Genomic DNA, 17,452 nt, shown 5'->3' on the forward strand with positions numbered 1-17,452 from the left:
GGCTGTGGTCCCCGTACGCCACAAGCTATGAAGCCTTAACTATGAATAGGAGACACCCGTGTCAGATGCCCAACAGATCACCCTCATCGTCGATGGCGAAGAGACCAAGGTGACGGAAGGGACTACCGGCGCGGAACTCTTCTTCGAGCGCCGCGACGTCGTAGTAGCCCGTGTCAATGGTGTGCTGAAGGACCTCGATCAGGTCTTGCCGGCCGACGCCGAGATCGAAGGCGTCACCATCGAATCCCCTGATGGCCTCAACGTGCTCCGCCACTCCACAGCCCACGTCATGGCCCAGGCCGTGCAGCAGTTGCGCCCCGATGCCAAGCTCGGCATCGGCCCGTACATCACGGATGGCTTCTACTTCGACTTTGACGTCGCTGAGCCGTTCACCCCGGAAGACCTGCGCCAGCTGGAAAAGATGATGCAAAAGATCATCAACCAGAACCAGAAGTTCGTACGCCGCGTGGTCACCGAAGAAGAAGCCCGCGAAGCCATGGCCAACGAGCCTTACAAGCTGGAACTGCTGGGCAAGAAGAACGATGCAAGCGACGCCGCTGAGGGCGTCAACGTTGAGGTCGGCGCTGGCGACATCACCATCTACGACAATGTGGAGAGGAAAAGCGGCGAAAGTGTCTGGTGCGATCTCTGCCGCGGCCCGCACTTGCCCAACACCAAGATCATCGCCAACGCCTTCGCGTTGACCCGCTCCTCAGCTGCGTACTGGTTGGGTAACCAGAACAACCAGCAGCTGCAGCGCATTTACGGTACAGCCTGGCCCACCAAGGAAGCACTCAAGGCCTACCAGGAACGCATCGCCGAGGCCGAGCGCCGCGATCACCGCAAGCTTGGCGTCGAGCTGGACCTGTTCTCGTTCCCGGACGAACTCGGCTCCGGCTTGCCCGTGTTCCATCCCAAGGGCGGCATCATCCGCAAGGCTATGGAGGACTACTCCCGCCAGCGCCACGTGGACGCTGGTTACGAGTTCGTCTACACGCCCCACATCACCAAGGGACACCTCTACGAGGTTTCCGGGCACCTTGACTGGTACAAGGACGGCATGTTCCCTGCAATGCAGGTGGATGCCGAATTCAATGAAGACGGCACAGTTCGAAAGCCGGCACAGGACTACTACCTGAAGCCGATGAACTGCCCTATGCACAACCTCATCTTCCGGTCGCGTGGCCGCTCCTACCGCGAACTGCCGCTGCGCCTGTTCGAATTCGGCTCGGTGTACCGCTACGAGAAGTCCGGTGTTGTTCATGGCCTCACCCGCGTACGTGGCATGACACAGGACGACGCCCACATCTACTGCACACGTGAGCAGATGAAGGACGAACTCACCACCACCTTGAACTTCGTCCTGGGCCTCCTCAAGGATTATGGCCTGGATGATTTCTACCTGGAGCTCTCCACAAAGAACGAAGAAAAGTTTGTGGGCGATGACGCCGCCTGGGAAGAGGCCACGCGCACTCTTTCCGAGGTTGCGGCAGCCTCGGGCCTGGAACTGGTTCCGGATCCGGGTGGAGCAGCATTCTACGGCCCCAAGATTTCTGTTCAGGCGAAGGACGCACTGGGACGGACCTGGCAGATGTCCACCATCCAGCTGGACTTCAACCTGCCTGAGCGCTTCGAACTGGAGTACCAGGCTGCAGACGGCACCCGCCAGCGCCCCGTCATGATCCACCGCGCACTCTTCGGTTCCGTGGAACGTTTCATGGGTGTTCTCACCGAGCACTACGCAGGTGCTTTCCCGGCATGGCTTTCGCCCGTCCAGGTTGTTGGCATTCCAGTGGCCGAGACCTTCAACGACTACATGTTCGACGTCGTGGACCAGCTCAAGGCCGCTGGAATCCGGGCTGAGGTTGATGTCTCATCAGATCGCTTCCCCAAGAAAATCCGTACGGCGAGCAAGGACAAGATCCCCTTCGTCCTGATTGCCGGTGGTGAGGACGCCGAGGCGGGAGCCGTATCGTTCCGCTTCCGGGATGGCAGCCAGGACAACGGCGTGCCGGTGGCAGAGGCGGTCCGCAGGATCGTGGATGCCGTCAAGAACCGCGAGAGCTGACGGAACGGACACATAGACGGTGCAGGAGAACACAGGCGCGGCCCCCGGCATTCCCGGCGACGCCGACGTAACCGATGACTTCGGACTCGCGGGCGTTCCGGACGCTTTTCAGCGCCTGTGGACTCCGCACCGCATGGCCTACATCAAGGGCGGGCAGGATCAATTCAAGAACAAGGATGACTGCCCGTTCTGTGTAGGCCCCACACGTACTGACGAGGAATCCCTCATCGTCTACCGGGGACGGACCTGCTATGTGGTCCTCAACCTGTTCCCGTACAACCCAGGGCACCTGTTGATCTGCCCTTACCGCCACGTGCCCGACTACACGGACATCACCGTGGAGGAGACGGCGGAGTTTGCAGAACTCACGCAAACAGCCATGCGGGTGTTGCGGAAGGTATCCAACCCCAGCGGCTTCAACCTTGGCATGAACCAAGGCGTAACCGGGGGCGCGGGAATCGCCGCGCATCTCCATCAGCACGTTGTTCCGCGCTGGGGTGGGGACGGAAACTTCTTCCCCATCATCGCCCAGACCAAGGCCATTACGCAGACGCTCGATGAGGTCCGCAAACTCGTGGCCGAAGCCTGGCCGGGGGAGTCGAATGCTCAATAGGCATGCGCGCGGCTTCTTCACTTCACTTTTTACCCCTTTAGCGCGTTGGCTCCTCAGGATCGGTGTGTCTCCGGACGCCGTGACCATTGCAGGGACCGCAGGGGTGATATTGGGCGGACTCGTCCTCTACCCCTTGGGCTTCTTATGGTGGGGCTCGGTGGTGATCGCGTTCTTCGCATTCTCGGACGTGGTGGATGGAATCATGGCGAGGCTGCAGGGCCGCAGCGGTGGCTGGGGTAACTTCCTGGATTCCACCCTGGACAGGCTCGCGGATGGTGCAATTTTTGCGGGCCTCACCATTTGGTTTTTCACCGGAGGTGAAGATCCTGCGATTGCGGCCGCTGCCGTCGTCTGTCTGGTTCTTGGAATGGTTGTTTCCTACGCCCGGGCCAAGGCGGAGTCCTTGGGCTACCAGGCGAGCGTTGGAATCGCTGAACGAGCAGAACGCCTGGCATCGGTGCTGCTCATCGCCGGGCTTACGGGATTGGGCCTCCCGCCGGTTGCGTTGTTCGTAACCCTCATACTGCTAGCGCTGGCGAGCATCATCACCATCGTTCAGCGGATGTCCACCGTAAGGCGGCAGGCCATGGCCGAAGCTGACGGAACTGCTGCAGCCTAACGCCTAGGAAATATCGCAGTGCGGGGGAACTGGCAACCGACCAAAGTCGCTCTGCCCTGGTTGTGCACCTGACCTACCAAAGGCCGCTTTGTTGCCCTCCAAGGCAGTAACGAATGTACTGTCCGCATGCAAGGTGCGACTACTATTACTAGTACTTGGTCACCTTGACCTGAAACCCGGTGTGCGCTGATTGCGGTCGTGTGGCTGCGCGCGCCTCCGGCATGAAGGTCGTTTATCTACCCATAGGGGTTTTTGTGTCTACACCAGATGTAAGCAACGAAGCCGGTTCGTCCGCGAACAGCGTCACGGGCAGCAGCCGTGTTAAGCGGGGCATGGCGGAGATGCTCAAGGGCGGCGTCATCATGGACGTCGTTAACGTCGAGCAGGCCCGCATCGCTGAGGATGCCGGTGCTGTTGCCGTCATGGCGCTCGAGCGTGTCCCGGCCGATATCCGCGCCCAGGGTGGCGTGTCCCGGATGTCGGATCCGGACATGATCGATGCGATCATCGCTGCCGTGTCCATCCCGGTGATGGCCAAGGCTAGGATCGGCCACTTCGTCGAAGCCCAGGTCCTGCAGTCCCTCGGTGTTGACTACATCGACGAGTCCGAGGTCCTGACCCCGGCGGACTACATCAACCACATCGATAAGTGGAACTTCACCGTCCCGTTCGTTTGTGGTGCCACCAACCTTGGTGAGGCGCTGCGTCGCATCAACGAGGGCGCGGCGATGATCCGTTCCAAGGGTGAAGCCGGCACCGGCGATGTTTCCAACGCCACCGGGCACATGCGCAAGATCCGCTCGGAGATCGCCAAGCTCGCCGCCCTTCCCGAGGATGAGCTGTATGTTGCGGCCAAGGAGTTGCAGGCACCGTACGAGCTGGTCAAGGAAGTTGCCGCTACCGGCAAGCTCCCCGTGGTCCTGTTCACCGCTGGTGGTATTGCTACCCCGGCTGATGCTGCGATGATGATGCAGCTCGGCGCGGACGGCGTGTTCGTCGGTTCGGGGATCTTCAAGTCCGGCAACCCCGCAGAGCGTGCTGCCGCCGTCGTGAAGGCCACCACGTTCCACGACGATCCCGATGTGATCGCCAAGGTCTCCCGCGGCCTCGGCGAAGCCATGGTCGGTATCAACGTTGATGACATCCCGCAGCCCCACCGCCTCGCAGAGCGCGGCTGGTAAAAGCAAAAAGCAGTACGACGCCGGGCCGGTTACCTTCCAAGGTGACCGGCCCGGCGTCGTTCTAGCGCAGTCCACGCCGCTTGAGGAGGGGCTCCAGCTCGGCGTCGCGGCCCCGGAAGGCGCGGAAGGACTCCAGGGGGTCGCGGCTGTTACCCCGCGAGAGCAGCTCAGACCTGAACCTGTCTCCGTTGGCTCGTGTCAGGCCACCGTTTTCCTTGAACCACTCCACGGTGTCGGCGTCCAACACCTCGCTCCAGATGTAGGAGTAGTATCCCGCGGCATAGCCCGCGCCGGCGAAGATGTGCTGGAAGTAGCCCGTCCGGTACCTCGGTGGGATCAGGGGGTGAGCGATTGCTGCATCCGCCAGGGCTTTGGCCTCGAAAGCCATAACGTCGTCCGGTACCTCCGACTCGGAGATCACGTGCCATGCGAGGTCAAGGAGTGCTGCGCCCAGATATTCCGTGGTTGCGAACCCTTCTCCCCACAGCACCGACTCGTTGAGTTTGTCCACGGTGTCCTGCGGGAGGACTTCCCCGGAAGAGTAGTGGCGTGCGTAGTTGGCCAATACCTCTGGCCACATGATCCACATCTCGTTGACCTGGGACGGGTATTCCACAAAGTCACGCGGCACGGACGTTCCGGAGAACCGAGGATAAGTGACGTTGGAAAACAGGCCGTGCAGGGCATGGCCGAACTCATGGAAGACAGTGCGAACCTCGTCCAACGACAACAGTGTCGGCTCGCCGGGGGCCGGTTTGGTGATGTTGAGGTTATTGATCACCACGGACTGGGTGCCCAGCAGTGTGGACTGCTCTATGAGGGAATTCATCCAAGCACCCCCGCGCTTTGACTCCCGGGTGTAATAATCGCCCAGGAAGAGGCCGAGCCCGGTGCCGTCTTCATTCCGCACCTCCCAGACGCGGACGTCGGGGTGGTAGCCTTCCACATCGTCCCGCTCTTGGAATGTCACCCCGTACAGCTGCGTTGCCGCATGGAAGACTCCGTGGGTGAGTACATTTTCAAGGCTGAAATAGGGGCGGATTGCCTGTTCATCCACCTGGAATTTATCCCTGCGAACCCGGGCAGAGTAATACGCCCAATCCCAGGGCTCAAGTTCGTGGCCGGCTGCTTCCGCCAAGGCATCTGCCTCCGATTGGGCATTCCGCACAGCAGCGGGGGCCATCCGACCCAGCATCGCTTGGACCTCACTGAACCCGGGCGCTGTCTGCTGGTCAACCACCAGCTCAGCGAAATTGGCAAAACCCAAGAGAGTTGCCTTCTCTGCCCTCAACCGGACAGTCGCCTTCACAAGGTCACGGACGTCCAAGGGGCCACCAGTGCCTCGCGCCAAGGACGCCTCGTATAGTCGACGGCGGATGGTCCGGTTCTCCAAGAACGCCAAGGCGGGTTGATTGCTGGGTTGGATCAAGGTTAGTAAATACTTGCCTTCGTGTCCGGCAGACTTTGCTGCTTCCCCGGCGCCTGCGATCAATTCCGGTTGCAGGCCGGCGAGCTCATCGGCGTCGTCAAGAAGCAGGGCGGCGGACTTCATGGCGTCCTTGACGCGCTGTCCAAACTCGGTGCCTAATCGTGACAACTCGGCGTTGACCTCGCGCAGGCGGTGTTGCCCGGCGTCCTCAAGCTGAATTCCGGATTGCCGGAATTCTTTAAGATACTCCTGCACCAACCGGGACGACTCCGCATCCAGAACGGTGGTGTCGATCGCTGCGAACCGTTCGTAGAGCCCGCGGTTCATGTACACGGCGTCCTGATGTGCTGAGAGCTTGGGTGAAAGCTCGATCTCCAGCGCTTTGATGGCGTCGGAAGCATCAGCGGAAACGAGTGTGAAGAACGCTGCAGCAGCCCTGTTGAGGAGCAGTCCGGACCGCTCCATGGCCACTGCTGTGTTTTCCAGGGTGGCTGGTTCCGGGTTGTCCGTGATTCTGGCGATTTCACTCAGATGCGTGGTCAAGCCTGCCTCTATGGCCTCGGCGTAGTGCTCCGTTGAAATGCCGGCGAAGGGCGGAAGCCCGTAGGGCAAAGTGCTGGGGCTCAGGAGTGGATTGGTCATGAAGTGACTCTTTCACGTAAGAATCGTGTCCTCAAGAGCGGCACGCCCGGTTCCCAGGAGCTTCCACCATAGGATGAAAGTCATGGGCAATATCACATTTTCCGTGGGGCGGTTCCGTACTCACAAGGCCGCAATCGTGCTGAGCGGCATGGCTTTGGCAGTCTCCTTGGGTTCCTGCGGTGTGATCGCAGAAAACGATGACGCGAACCGCAGCAGCGCCACGTCTGCCCCCTCAGCCGAGACCCCCAGCCCAACCCGCACCCCGGCACCGAACCCCACCCCTGGTACGGGTCCCGCTTGTCCGGAGCTACGCTGCACTTCCATCACGGTGACAGGCGACATGCTGGTTCACACCCAGCTCTGGCAACAAGCCAGAGCTGACGCAGCGGCGGCGGGTCAGCCCGGCTACACTTTCGTGCCGCTTCTCGAAGGGCAGCGCCGTTACATCCGCAACAGCGACCTCGCCATCTGCCATCAGGAAACCCCGGTTGCAACTCCGGAAGGGCCGTTCTCCGCCTACCCGTCATTCAACGTGCCGCCCCAAATCATCGCAGCCTCCAAGGACGTCGGTTACAAAGCCTGCACGACGGCCAGCAACCACACCATTGACCGTGGGACCGACGGCTTGCTGAGGACACTGGATGCCTTGGACGCGGCGGGCCTGAAGCACACGGGTTCCTACCGGACGGAGGCCGCGTCCAAGGAGATACTCATGCTCCAGACGGACGCTGCCAAGGTGGCCGTCATCATTGGAACGTACGGCCACAACGGTCAGATTCCGGAATATCCTTGGCTGGTTGACGAGCTGGATCCAGCGGCCATGATCGCGAAGGCGAAACAGGCCAAGGCGCTTGGAGCTGACATCGTCCTGGGTGTCATGCACGCCGGTGACGAATACGCCAGCGAAGCCAACGCCCAGCAGCAGGAGGTTGCGCACGCGTTGGTGGACAGTGGGCAGTTCACCATGATCTACGGGCACCACACTCACTCCGTTTTGCCCATCGAGAATTACAAGGGCACGTGGATTGTCTATGGGCTCGGCAACGGTGTCACTGAATTGTCACCGTGGTATGTCCTGAATAACGAGGGACTGCTGGTGAGGGCGCAGTTCAGCCAAAACACGTCTGGCGTTTGGACTGCCTCAGACCTCGCCTGGGCTCCGTCCGTGATCGTTCGGGATCCCTATCGTTGGTGCTCCGTGGCCAGCGATGCACCACAGGGAGTCTGCGCCACCCCAGCGGCCGATGCTGAGACTCATCAGCGAACCAAAGCAGTGGTTGAGTCCATGGGCGCCGCAACCGCAGGAGCGCATGAACTGCTGATTACCAAGGAAAAGTAGCGCCTAGCGTGGCCGGCGGGCGGCGTGTTCTCGGGCAAGGCGGGCATAACCGTCGTCGGGCGTTCCGGGCACGAAGCCACCGAACTTGCGTTCGGCAGCCGTCCGGATCAGGAAATCCGCGATGGCCGGGTTCTTCGGCAGCAAAGAGCCATGCAGGTAGCTCGCTACGACGTTGTTGTAGCGCGCGCCCTCGTGTCCGTCTTTGCTGTTGTTGCCCGCGCCCTTGGTCACCGTACCCAGAGGCTCGACGCCGGGACCCAACGTGGTCTGACCACTGTGGTTCTCGTAACCCAGGATGTCGCCGAACTCGGCGGACTTCATGGTCACGTTGCCGATGAGTCGCTCGTCAGTTCCGTGGGTTTCGACGTCAAGGATGCCGATGCCGGGAATGACCGGGCCGGTGCTGGTCTTGAAGAACTTGCCGAAAAGCTGGTACAGCCCACAAATCACCAACATAGGGGCACCCCCGTCCGCCAGCTGCTTCAACGTGGCAGCGCGCGCTTGAAGGTCGTTTTGAATGACCAGCTGGCCGCTGTCCTGCCCGCCTCCACCCACAATGATGTCCACGTCGTCCGGGAATTCGTCACCCACGTTGTACTCGAGCAACTCCGGAGTATAGCCATGCCACTTGATCCGTTGCTTGAGGACCAGGGCGTTGCCCCAGTCACCGTAAATGTTCATCTCGCGCGGGTAGAGCTGGAGAACGCGGAGTGTTCCCTTGCTGGGCTGTGCTGCCGGCGTGGGCTGTGCTTCCGAGGTCATGAGACCACCTCAACTATGGTGATTTTGGACAGCTCGCGGCGAATGGCGAGCATGGAAGTGTACGTGCAGAAGACCCGCTTGGGTTTGCCCCGCGAGCCGTCAATGAAAATCCGCAGTGCCGCGGTGATGTCCGGTTCCACCACGCCGAAGTGCACGTCGTCGTATTGGAGACGGAGCGCCATGTCGTAGGCGCGCACGCCGGTCAGGACCTCCACGCCGCCTTCGCGCAGGGAATCGAACTCTACGTCCCACAGCCAGGACATGTCCCGGCCGTCGGCATAGTTGTCGTTGATGGCGATCATGGTGGCGTACCCGCCGGCGGGGAAGGACTTCAGTCCGAGCCGGAAGCCGCTGGGGTTCTTCACCAGCACGAGTTCCAGGGGCTGTCCGTCCACTGTGAGGCTTTCACCGCGGCCGAAGGCGGGTGCAACTTCTCCCAAAGCCTTCACAAGTTTGGGCGTATCAACGGGCCCGGTTCCCAGAACGGACCGCGCCAGGGACAAAGCCGCCGCCGCGTTGAAGATGTTGTAGACGCCGCGCAATTTCATCGATGTGGTGACGGTTTCGCCGTCGAACTCAAAGTCAGCGTCCTGGGCACCTACCCGGCGGAGCACGACGTCGGCAGCCGGCAGGTCTACATCGTCACCGGTCTCGGCGGCAACAGAGGTGCCGGACGGGGACGGGCCACTGCCCGTGCGCATCTCGTCATCGTTGGGAAAGGTGCTGCGCAAAGATTCGTCGAGGCCGAAGTACCGGACTTCGGGGTGGTGGACGGCGTCCAGGGTATTGAGCGCGTTGGCGATCCGGGCGACACGGGGGTCCTCCCGGTTGAGGACAACGGTGCCGGTGGTCTTGGAGGCGATGTGCTCCAGCAGCCTGGCGGTCTTGTCGATTTCACCGAAGCGGTCCAATTGGTCGCGCAGGACGTTCAACAGGAGGCTGTAACGGGGCTCCACTTTGTTGACGAAGTGCACGGCATGGGCTTCGTCAAGTTCCAGGATGGCAATGTCTGCGTGGAGCCGTCCACGCCAGTCCACGTCGCCCAGGAGGGAAGCGGCGACGCCTCGCGTGAAGTTGCTGCCACTGCGGTTGGTGAAGACTTTCAGGCCTTGGCTTTCAAGGAGTTCCACCACCATCTTGGTGGTGGTCGTCTTTCCGTTGGTGCCGCTGACTACGGCTACACCAAGGGGAAGCGAAGCCAGCGTTCGCTGCATGAAGCCGGGATCGATTTTCTCGACCACCAAGCCAGGAAAAGCTGAGCCTCCGCCCCGGAGCCGGGACAGTGTGCGGACCAGCTTGCCGAGGGGAACGCTGAAGGAAAGCATGCTCTGTAATATATCCCAGTCAAGGCATGGAACCCCGACTGGCGGACGCTTCGGGTAACTGCGGGCGGCGTCACCGAGGCTCATGGCTACTATGATGGTCGAATGACCAACCCCCTTTCCGACGCTTCGTCACGCGTGGGTTCAGGACTCCGGATCGGCGTGCTGGCTCTCCAAGGCGACTTCCGCGAGCATATCCACGCTGTTGAGGCGGCCGGCGCCACCGGCGTGGGTATTCGCCGTCCTGCAGAGCTTGACGACATTGACGGCCTGATCATCCCCGGCGGCGAATCCACCACCATCGACAAGCTGTCCCGCATCTTTGAAGTCCGTGACCCTCTTCAAAAGCGCATCGCGGACGGCCTCCCGGTCTACGGCTCCTGTGCCGGCATGATCCTGTTGGCCAATGAGATTGCCGACCCGGCAACGGACCTGGACGGAAATCCCCAGCAGACTTTTGGTGGGCTGGATATCACGGTCCGCAGAAATGCTTTTGGACGGCAACGCGAGTCCTTTGAAACCGATCTCGATTTCAAAGGCCTTGATTTCAGCGCAGGGGAGTCCGGCGTGGATCCTGTCCACGCGGTATTTATCCGTGGCCCCTGGGTGGAGCGTGTGGGGCCGGATGTGGAAGTCCTTGCCCAGGTTGACCCCGACCACGCCAGCCACACGGCCACTTTGCATGGAGTGGCTAGAATTGTTGCAGTGCGTTCCGGCCAGTTGCTGGCTACCTCCTTCCATCCGGAAGTGACGGGAGAGAAACGCGTGCATGAACTCTTTATTCGAATGATCAGAGGAGAAGCGTAAAGCATGTCAGGCCACTCCAAATGGGCGACCACCAAGCACAAGAAAGCCATCATTGACGGCAGGCGTGCAAAGTCGTTCGCGAAACTGATCAAGAACATCGAAGTTGCTGCCCGCATGGGTGGCCCGGACCTCGCCGGCAACCCTGGCCTTGAACTTGCTGTCACGAAGGCCAAGAAAACTTCGGTTCCCAATGACAACATCGATCGCGCCATCAAGCGTGGGGCCGGGCTCACCGGTGAAGTGGTGGACTACACCGAGATTATGTATGAGGCCCGCGGTCCGCAGGGTTCGGCGTTGTTGATTGAATGTCTGACCGACAACAAGAACCGCGCTGCTTCCGAGGTGCGCCTGGCGATCTCACGTAACGGCGGCACCATCGCCGATCCCGGTTCCGTGAGCTACCTGTTCGCCCGCAAGGGTGTTGTTGTCCTGCCCAAGAACGGCCTCAGCGAAGACGACATCCTGATGGCGGTCCTGGAAGCCGGAGCCGAGGAAGTCAAGGACAGTGGTGAGAACTGGGAAATCCACTCCGAGCCCTCTGACCTTCAGGCCATCCGCGACGCCCTGAAGGAAGCGGGCATCGACTACGACACCGATGAAGCCGAGTTCGTTCCGTCCATGCAGGTGGACCTGGATGTTGACGGAGCCAAGAAGTTCATGAAGCTCGTGGACGCCCTCGAAGAACTGGACGATGTCCAGAACGTCTACAGCAATGCGGACCTCAGCGAGGAAGTTCAGGCCGCCCTCGACGCCGAATAGTCGGCTAAGACGCAGCGCGCAATTCTTTCACTCAGCAGGTTTACAGCCACCAGGAAGGCCCGGACTTGACTCTTCGCGTATTGGGAGTCGATCCGGGCCTCACCCGTTGCGGCATAGGTGTAGTGGACATTGAGCGGAACCGCAGGGCCACCATGGTGGCAGTTGGAGTGGTGGGTACCTCTGCTGAGCTGACGCTGGATCAGCGGCTTCTGGTCATTGCCCAAGCCATCGATGAGTGGCTGGACCTGCACAAGCCGGACGTGGTCGCCGTCGAACGTGTTTTCTCGCAGATGAATGTCAGCACGGTGATGGGTGTCGCCCAGGCTTCAGGCGTGGTCATCGTGGCGGCCGCGCGTCGTGGGATCCCCGTCGCGATGCACACGCCTTCGGAAGTCAAGGCGGCAGTCACCGGCAGCGGCACTGCCAACAAGGATGCCGTGACCAAGTTGGTGACCAAGATTTTGCGCCTGGATGCTCCGCCGAAGCCGGCTGATGCTGCAGACGCCCTGGCACTGGCCCTCACCCATGCATGGCGCGCAGGCAGTGGAATGGGCCCGGCCAGCGGCGAGAACGGCAAGGGCGGTCTCACTCCCGCCCAGAAAGCCTGGGCTGACGCTGAAGCAAAAGCGCGCCGCAAGCGGTGATTGTCAGCTCCCCTTGCTAGGGTATTCGTAGATATGTTCGGATAGTCCGCTTCGGCCGCAATACTGACAGCAGTATTACGGCAACCAAGCAGGCAGTATTTCAGGAGCCGGGTCTTGATCAGTTTTCTCCGTGGAACCGTAGCCCACGTTGGTTTGTCCACCGCTGTAATCGACCTCAACGGTGCGGGAATGAGTGTCTTCGCCACGCCGCAGACCTTGAGCCACCTCAAAACGGGGACTGAAGCCAAGCTCTTCACTTCCATGATCGTTCGCGAAGATTCCCTCACGCTGTTCGGTTTCGCCGACGACGACGAACGCGAAGTTTTCGACGTCCTCCTCAGCGTCAGCGGGGTTGGGCCGCGTTTGGCCTTGGCCGTCCTGGCCGTCCATGAACCGGAGACCATCCGAGTGGCGGCGCACACCGGTGACAGCAAAACGTTCACCAAGGTGCCGGGTATCGGCCCCAAGGTGGCCGGCCGGATTGTCCTTGAGCTTGCCGGTAAGTTGGTTCCCCACGGAACCGGAACCGGTGCTGCTCCGGCCGCAGCCCCCAACGCCGAATGGAAGCCCCAGGTAGTCGCAGCCATGACCAGTCTGGGATGGTCAGAGAAGGACGCCAACGGCAGCATCGACAAAGCCATGGCTGACTCTCCGGAACTCGTCGACGCTGGAAATGTGGCCCAGATTCTCCGGGCCACTCTGCGCTGGCTGGGCCAGGACGGGGCGCGCGCAGGCAATCGTGTAGGCAGCCGTGGCTGAGCAGTCACTCGTCAGCGGGGGAGAGGAACCGGAAGAGCGGGTCATTGAAGCCGCGCTCCGTCCCAAGAACCTGCACGATTTCGTCGGACAGCATCGGGTCCGCAAGCAACTTGCCTTGGTACTGGAGGCCTCCAAAATGCGTGGTCGCAGTGCCGATCACGTGCTGATGTCCGGGCCTCCGGGACTAGGCAAGACCACCCTTGCCATGATCATCGCAGCGGAGATGAACGCGCCGCTGCGTATCAGCAGCGGGCCCGCCATCCAGCACGCGGGAGATCTCGCCGCCATCCTTTCCTCCCTCTCAGAGGGTGAGGTCCTGTTCCTTGACGAAATACACCGCATGTCCAGGCCGGCGGAAGAAATGCTGTACATGGCCATGGAAGACTTCCGCGTGGACATCGTGGTGGGCAAGGGCGCAGGTGCAACTGCCATTCCATTGGAGCTGCCGCCTTTCACGCTGGTGGGCGCCACTACACGGGCAGGTCTTCTCCCGGGTCCGTTGAGGGACAGGTTTGGTTTCACCGGGCACCTTGAGTTCTATTCAGTCGCAGAGCTCGAACTCGTCCTCAGGCGCTCTGCGGGGCTTCTGGACCTGAAGGTGAACTCCGCGGGCTTCACGGAGATAGCCGGCCGGTCCAGGGGAACGCCGCGTATTGCCAACAGACTCCTGCGTCGGGTCCGTGACTGGGCGCTGGTTCATGGCATTGAGCAGATCGACGCCCGATCCGCTTCAGCGGCCCTGGATATGTATGAAGTGGACGAGCGTGGCTTGGACAGGCTTGACCGCTCGGTTCTTGAAGCCCTGATCACCAAGTTCAACGGCGGCCCCGTGGGTTTGTCCACTTTGGCTATTGCCGTGGGCGAGGAACCCGAAACGGTGGAGACCGTTGCTGAGCCGTTCCTGGTCCGTGAAGGGCTGTTGGGACGCACGCCGCGTGGCCGGATCGCGATGGCATCGGCGTGGACCCACCTTGGTTATGCTGTCCCGGCCGGAGTCTTTGGCCAGGAGACACTGGCGCTGTTCGGCGAGGATGAAAACCACGCCGAAAGCGTGGATACGGTCGGTTAGCACCCTCTGTTCACCTTTTCCCTCTAGACTGGTATGACGCTCGGCACGTTCGAGTCCTCGGTCAATGCCCGCTTTGCGGATCTGCCAGGGACGTTGCCGTGAACCAAAACGTAAGTACAGAACGGAACTTCCCTGTGGATCCAATGACCATATTGCTGTTCGTCATGCTTGGACTCTTTGTCTTCATGATGTTCCGCCGCAACAAGAAGACCCAGCAGCAGCAGGCTGAAATGCAGTCAAAGTTCGCGCCGGGCGTCGACGTCATGACCAGCTTCGGTCTCTTTGGCCGCATCGTGTCCATCGACGAAGCCGAGAACAAAGTCGTGATCGAACTCTCCCCGGGTAACCAGGCCACGGTTCACCGTCAGGCTGTCACCAAGGTAGTGGAGACCACCCCCGAGGAAGCACCGGTTGTTCCTGATGACGCTTCTTCTTTGACTGCCGCGCAGACCGAAGCGCCTACCGCCGTCGAAACACCGGAAGAAACCATCGCGCGCCTCAATAAAGAGGACAAGAAGGACAACTAGCACCGTCAGTCGCGGCGACACCGCGCAAGGCAACTTCTACGGCAGCGGAGAGCCGCCGGCAGACGCTTACCAGCGTCGGCCGGCGGCTGTCCGGCGATAACAGGAAGATCGATAATGGCACGGACCGGCCCCAAAAACTCAGCCCGCAGGGTGCTGACCTGGCTTGGAGCAATTTTCGTTGTATTAACCGCTGTCCTGGCTGGCGGAGTAGTGACTGGCAACGCCAGTTGGGCTCCCAAGCTTGCTCTGGACCTCGAAGGCGGAACCCAGATGATCCTGGCGCCCAGGGTAGAGGGTTCCAGCGAGATCAATGAGGAGCAACTCAATCAGGCAGTTGCCATCATCCGGCAGCGTGTGGATGGCTCCGGTGTTGCCGAAGCCGAAATCAGCACCCAGTCGGGCCGGAACGTTGTGGTCAGTCTTCCGGGAACGCCCTCCAAGGAGACCCGCGACCTCATTCAGGCCTCGGCCGACATGAACTTCCGCCCGGTCATCACCTATGGTGACCCGGCAGCTGTTCCCGCCGAGCAGCGCACCCCTGAGGACCAGCTTCCCAAGCCCACCGCGGAGCCCGCCAACGCCAGCGACATCAACTGGGTTACTGCGGACATCGTCAAGGAATTTGAAGCCCTCGACTGTGTAAATCCGTCACCGGAGAAGCGTGATCGTTCGGATCCGGCCAAGCCGCTGGTAACCTGCGAGGCGGCCACGGACAAGACTCCGGCCATCAAATACATTCTTGGGCCCGTTGAGGTCAAGGGCCAGGACATCAGCGATTCCACGTTTACCCAGGTTCAGGGTGCCCAAGGCTCCGTGACCAACACCTGGGGCGTGAACATTGTCTTCAACGCAGATGCGACGGCGAAGTTCAAAGCAGTAACCGAACGGCTCAACCAGTTCTATGCTGCGGCACAGGCCCAGGGGACCGAAGATCCCAAGTCACAGTTCGCGATTGTCCTGGACGACAAAGTGCTGTCCGCCCCTCGCGCCTTGGCTGTTATCACCGATGGAAAACCCCAGATCACGGGTAACTTCACCCAAGCGTCTGCGAAGGCCCTCTCCGATCAGCTTCGCTACGGCGCGCTGCCCATCAGCTTTGAGATCCAATCACAAGAGCAGATTTCCGCCACGCTCGGTGGCGACCAACTTCGCCTGGGGCTGCTGGCAGGCATGATCGGCCTGTTGCTCGTTGTGGTCTACTCCCTCTTCCAATACCGTGCCCTGGGCTTGGTGACTATTGCCTCCCTCGTGGTTGCGGGTGTGCTGACCTATTTGGCGATCGCCATCCTTGGATGGACGGAAAACTACCGTCTCTCCTTGGCCGGTGTGGCAGGTCTCATCGTGGCCATTGGCCAAACTGCGGACTCGTTCATTGTCTACTTCGAACGCATCAGGGATGAGCTGCGCGAGGGACGCGGATTGGTATCCGCCGTGGAGAACGGCTGGAAGCGGGCCAAGCGCACCGTGCTGGCCTCCAAGGCCGTCAACCTCCTGGCGGCATTGGTCCTCTACTTCGTTGCTGTTGGTAACGTCCGCGGTTTCGCCTTCACCCTTGGCCTGACCGCCCTGGCCGACCTCCTGGTTGTGTTCATGTTTACGCACCCCATGCTCCAGGTTTTGGCGCGCACCAAGTTCTTCGGCGAAGGACACCGTTTCTCGGGGCTTTCTCCTGACCGCCTTGGCGCAGTTCCGCTCTACCGCGGGGCCGGCCGGCTTCGGACGCCTGCCGAAAAGCCGGCTGTAGTCCGCGCACGCAACACCGGTGCGGCTGCTGAAGCGGAACGTCGCATGACCATCGCCGAGAGGCGCCTTGCCGGGAAGGGCCAACTCACTGGTTCTTCCAACGGCACCAAGGAGGAGAAGTAATGACCACGAGCTTCGCAACCTTCGGCCATGAGCTCTACACGGGCAAACGCTCGTACAACTTCGTCAAGTCGAAAAAGATCTGGTTCATCATTGCCGCGGTCGCCGTGGCGCTCTCCATTCTGGTTCCTGTCGCCAAGGGCGGTTTCAACCTTGGAATCGAGTTCCGCGGCGGTTCGGAATTCACTGTTTCAAATGTGAGCACCACCGATGCAGCCCTCGGCGAAAAGGCCGTCCATGATGTTGTGCCGGGTGCCATTCCGCGTGTTGCCAACGTGGCAGGCAACACGATGCGCATTCAAACGGACCAGTTGACCGATGACGAGACGAACCGCATCAAGGATGGCCTCACCAGCGCCTACGGGGTGACGGAGAACGAGGTGACGTCCAACTTCGTGGGACCCACCTGGGGCCAGGATGTCACGCGACAGGCCCTCATCGGCCTGGTGGTCTTCGTTGGGTTGGCAGCTGTCTTGATGGCGCTGTACTTCCGAACCTGGAAGATGTCGTTGTCGGCACTTGTTGGCATGCTCGTCACCATGTTCACCACGGCGGGTGTCTACGCCCTCAGCGACTTTGAAGTCACGCCGTCGGCAATCATCGGTTTCCTGACCGTCCTCAGCTACTCGTTGTATGACACGGTGGTGGTCTTCGACAAGATCCGTGAAAACACCGCGGACATCTCCACGTCCACGCGCCGCACGTTCGGCGAAGAGGTCAACCTTGCTGTCAACCAAACCTTGGTCCGCTCCATCAACACCATGATGGTGGCCATCCTCCCGGTTGCAGCAATCCTCTTCATTGGTGCCGGGCTCCTGGGTGCCGGTACGCTGCGCGATCTTTCCCTGGCACTGTTCGTGGGCATCCTCATCGGAACCGCTGCCACGATTTTCATCGCGGCACCGCTGTACGCATGGCTGCGCCAGAGCGAGCCTGAGCTGGTGAAGCAAGCCAAGAAGGTTGCTCACCGCAGGACTGAAGCCACAGTCCAGGGCTGAACAGCCTCCTAAAAGACCCTTGGGTTGCCTTGAGCCGGCCTCCGCACCAGT

16 protein-coding genes are annotated in these 17,452 nt (G+C 60.9%); 13 read left to right on the top strand and 3 right to left on the bottom strand.

The window, feature by feature from the left end:
* Window positions 1–58: 58 nt before the first annotated feature.
* The 4 genes from thrS to pdxS all read left to right on the top strand — a co-directional run bounded on the left by thrS (window position 59) and on the right by pdxS (window position 4,481).
* On the top strand, window positions 59–2,068 hold the full coding sequence (gene thrS, locus ACIQH5_RS00590) for a threonine--tRNA ligase (RefSeq protein ID WP_400399377.1): 2,010 nt from the start codon (window positions 59–61) through the stop codon (window positions 2,066–2,068).
* Between the two features lie 19 nt (window positions 2,069–2,087).
* Window positions 2,088–2,681 (top strand): HIT family protein, encoded by a 594-nt coding sequence (locus ACIQH5_RS00595; protein ID WP_400399379.1) that lies wholly within the window; start codon window positions 2,088–2,090, stop codon window positions 2,679–2,681.
* Entirely contained in the window at window positions 2,671–3,300 is a 630-nt protein-coding gene (gene pgsA / locus ACIQH5_RS00600) for a phosphatidylinositol phosphate synthase (RefSeq protein ID WP_400399381.1), read from the top strand. Before ACIQH5_RS00595 ends, pgsA begins: the two co-directional genes overlap by 11 nt.
* A gap of 254 nt (window positions 3,301–3,554) precedes the next feature.
* A complete protein-coding gene (pdxS, locus tag ACIQH5_RS00605) occupies window positions 3,555–4,481 on the top strand; it encodes a pyridoxal 5'-phosphate synthase lyase subunit PdxS (protein WP_017197521.1) in 927 nt (308 codons plus the stop codon).
* Window positions 4,482–4,542: 61 nt separating this feature from the next.
* Here the strand turns inward: pdxS and ACIQH5_RS00610 are convergent, their stop codons facing one another.
* Window positions 4,543–6,552, bottom strand: coding sequence for a M3 family metallopeptidase (locus ACIQH5_RS00610; RefSeq protein ID WP_400399383.1), 2,010 nt, complete (start codon window positions 6,550–6,552; stop codon window positions 4,543–4,545).
* Between the two features lie 73 nt (window positions 6,553–6,625).
* On the opposite strand from ACIQH5_RS00610, the gene ACIQH5_RS00615 reads away from it, so the two are divergent.
* Window positions 6,626–7,891, top strand: a complete 1,266-nt coding sequence (locus tag ACIQH5_RS00615) for a CapA family protein (RefSeq protein ID WP_400399385.1) — start codon at window positions 6,626–6,628, stop codon at window positions 7,889–7,891.
* 3 nt (window positions 7,892–7,894) lie between these two features.
* On the opposite strand, the gene ACIQH5_RS00620 is transcribed toward ACIQH5_RS00615, so the two are convergent.
* Both ACIQH5_RS00620 and ACIQH5_RS00625 read right to left on the bottom strand, forming a co-directional pair.
* The gene (locus ACIQH5_RS00620) at window positions 7,895–8,653 is read right to left on the bottom strand and encodes a type 1 glutamine amidotransferase (protein WP_400399387.1); all 759 of its coding nucleotides are present in this window, start codon (window positions 8,651–8,653) and stop codon (window positions 7,895–7,897) included.
* Complete coding sequence (locus ACIQH5_RS00625; RefSeq protein ID WP_400399389.1) at window positions 8,650–9,978, bottom strand: MurT ligase domain-containing protein; 1,329 nt, start codon at window positions 9,976–9,978, stop codon at window positions 8,650–8,652. The genes ACIQH5_RS00620 and ACIQH5_RS00625 overlap by 4 nt, the downstream gene beginning before the upstream one ends.
* Window positions 9,979–10,080: 102 nt before the next feature.
* Between ACIQH5_RS00625 and pdxT the strand changes: the two genes are divergently transcribed.
* The 8 genes from pdxT to secF all read left to right on the top strand — a co-directional run bounded on the left by pdxT (window position 10,081) and on the right by secF (window position 17,401).
* On the top strand, window positions 10,081–10,782 hold the full coding sequence (gene pdxT / locus ACIQH5_RS00630) for a pyridoxal 5'-phosphate synthase glutaminase subunit PdxT (RefSeq protein ID WP_400399391.1): 702 nt from the start codon (window positions 10,081–10,083) through the stop codon (window positions 10,780–10,782).
* A 3-nt stretch (window positions 10,783–10,785) separates the two neighbouring features.
* Window positions 10,786–11,541, top strand: a complete 756-nt coding sequence (locus ACIQH5_RS00635; protein ID WP_062069420.1) for a YebC/PmpR family DNA-binding transcriptional regulator — start codon at window positions 10,786–10,788, stop codon at window positions 11,539–11,541.
* 65 nt (window positions 11,542–11,606) lie between these two features.
* Window positions 11,607–12,185, top strand: coding sequence for a crossover junction endodeoxyribonuclease RuvC (ruvC, locus tag ACIQH5_RS00640; RefSeq protein WP_400399393.1), 579 nt, complete (start codon window positions 11,607–11,609; stop codon window positions 12,183–12,185).
* A gap of 114 nt (window positions 12,186–12,299) precedes the next feature.
* Window positions 12,300–12,944, top strand: coding sequence for a Holliday junction branch migration protein RuvA (ruvA, locus tag ACIQH5_RS00645; protein WP_062069427.1), 645 nt, complete (start codon window positions 12,300–12,302; stop codon window positions 12,942–12,944).
* Window positions 12,937–14,013, top strand: coding sequence for a Holliday junction branch migration DNA helicase RuvB (gene ruvB, locus ACIQH5_RS00650; RefSeq protein WP_024816851.1), 1,077 nt, complete (start codon window positions 12,937–12,939; stop codon window positions 14,011–14,013). The genes ruvA and ruvB overlap by 8 nt, the downstream gene beginning before the upstream one ends.
* 143 nt (window positions 14,014–14,156) lie before the next feature.
* Window positions 14,157–14,540 (top strand): preprotein translocase subunit YajC, encoded by a 384-nt coding sequence (gene yajC, locus ACIQH5_RS00655; protein WP_197412852.1) that lies wholly within the window; start codon window positions 14,157–14,159, stop codon window positions 14,538–14,540.
* A 114-nt stretch (window positions 14,541–14,654) separates the two neighbouring features.
* Entirely contained in the window at window positions 14,655–16,406 is a 1,752-nt protein-coding gene (gene secD / locus ACIQH5_RS00660) for a protein translocase subunit SecD (RefSeq protein WP_400399395.1), read from the top strand.
* Window positions 16,406–17,401, top strand: a complete 996-nt coding sequence (secF, locus tag ACIQH5_RS00665; RefSeq protein ID WP_400399397.1) for a protein translocase subunit SecF — start codon at window positions 16,406–16,408, stop codon at window positions 17,399–17,401. Before secD ends, secF begins: the two co-directional genes overlap by 1 nt.
* The last annotated feature ends 51 nt before the right edge of the window (window positions 17,402–17,452 follow it).

The sequence above is a fragment of the Paenarthrobacter sp. NPDC091711 genome (genome assembly GCF_044756605.1).
Lineage (GTDB): Bacteria > Actinomycetota > Actinomycetes > Actinomycetales > Micrococcaceae > Arthrobacter.

Coding starts and splice junctions, on each gene's coding strand:
- ACIQH5_RS00615 (WP_400399385.1), top strand. CDS start 6,626: ATGAAAGTCATGGGCAATATCACATTTTCCGTGGGGCGGTTCCGTACT.
- ACIQH5_RS00620 (WP_400399387.1), bottom strand. CDS start 8,653: ATGACCTCGGAAGCACAGCCCACGCCGGCAGCACAGCCCAGCAAGGGA.
- ACIQH5_RS00625 (WP_400399389.1), bottom strand. CDS start 9,978: ATGCTTTCCTTCAGCGTTCCCCTCGGCAAGCTGGTCCGCACACTGTCC.
- yajC (WP_197412852.1), top strand. CDS start 14,157: ATGACCATATTGCTGTTCGTCATGCTTGGACTCTTTGTCTTCATGATG.
- pdxT (WP_400399391.1), top strand. CDS start 10,081: ATGACCAACCCCCTTTCCGACGCTTCGTCACGCGTGGGTTCAGGACTC.
- secD (WP_400399395.1), top strand. CDS start 14,655: ATGGCACGGACCGGCCCCAAAAACTCAGCCCGCAGGGTGCTGACCTGG.
- ACIQH5_RS00635 (WP_062069420.1), top strand. CDS start 10,786: ATGTCAGGCCACTCCAAATGGGCGACCACCAAGCACAAGAAAGCCATC.
- secF (WP_400399397.1), top strand. CDS start 16,406: ATGACCACGAGCTTCGCAACCTTCGGCCATGAGCTCTACACGGGCAAA.
- ACIQH5_RS00610 (WP_400399383.1), bottom strand. CDS start 6,552: ATGACCAATCCACTCCTGAGCCCCAGCACTTTGCCCTACGGGCTTCCG.
- pgsA (WP_400399381.1), top strand. CDS start 2,671: ATGCTCAATAGGCATGCGCGCGGCTTCTTCACTTCACTTTTTACCCCT.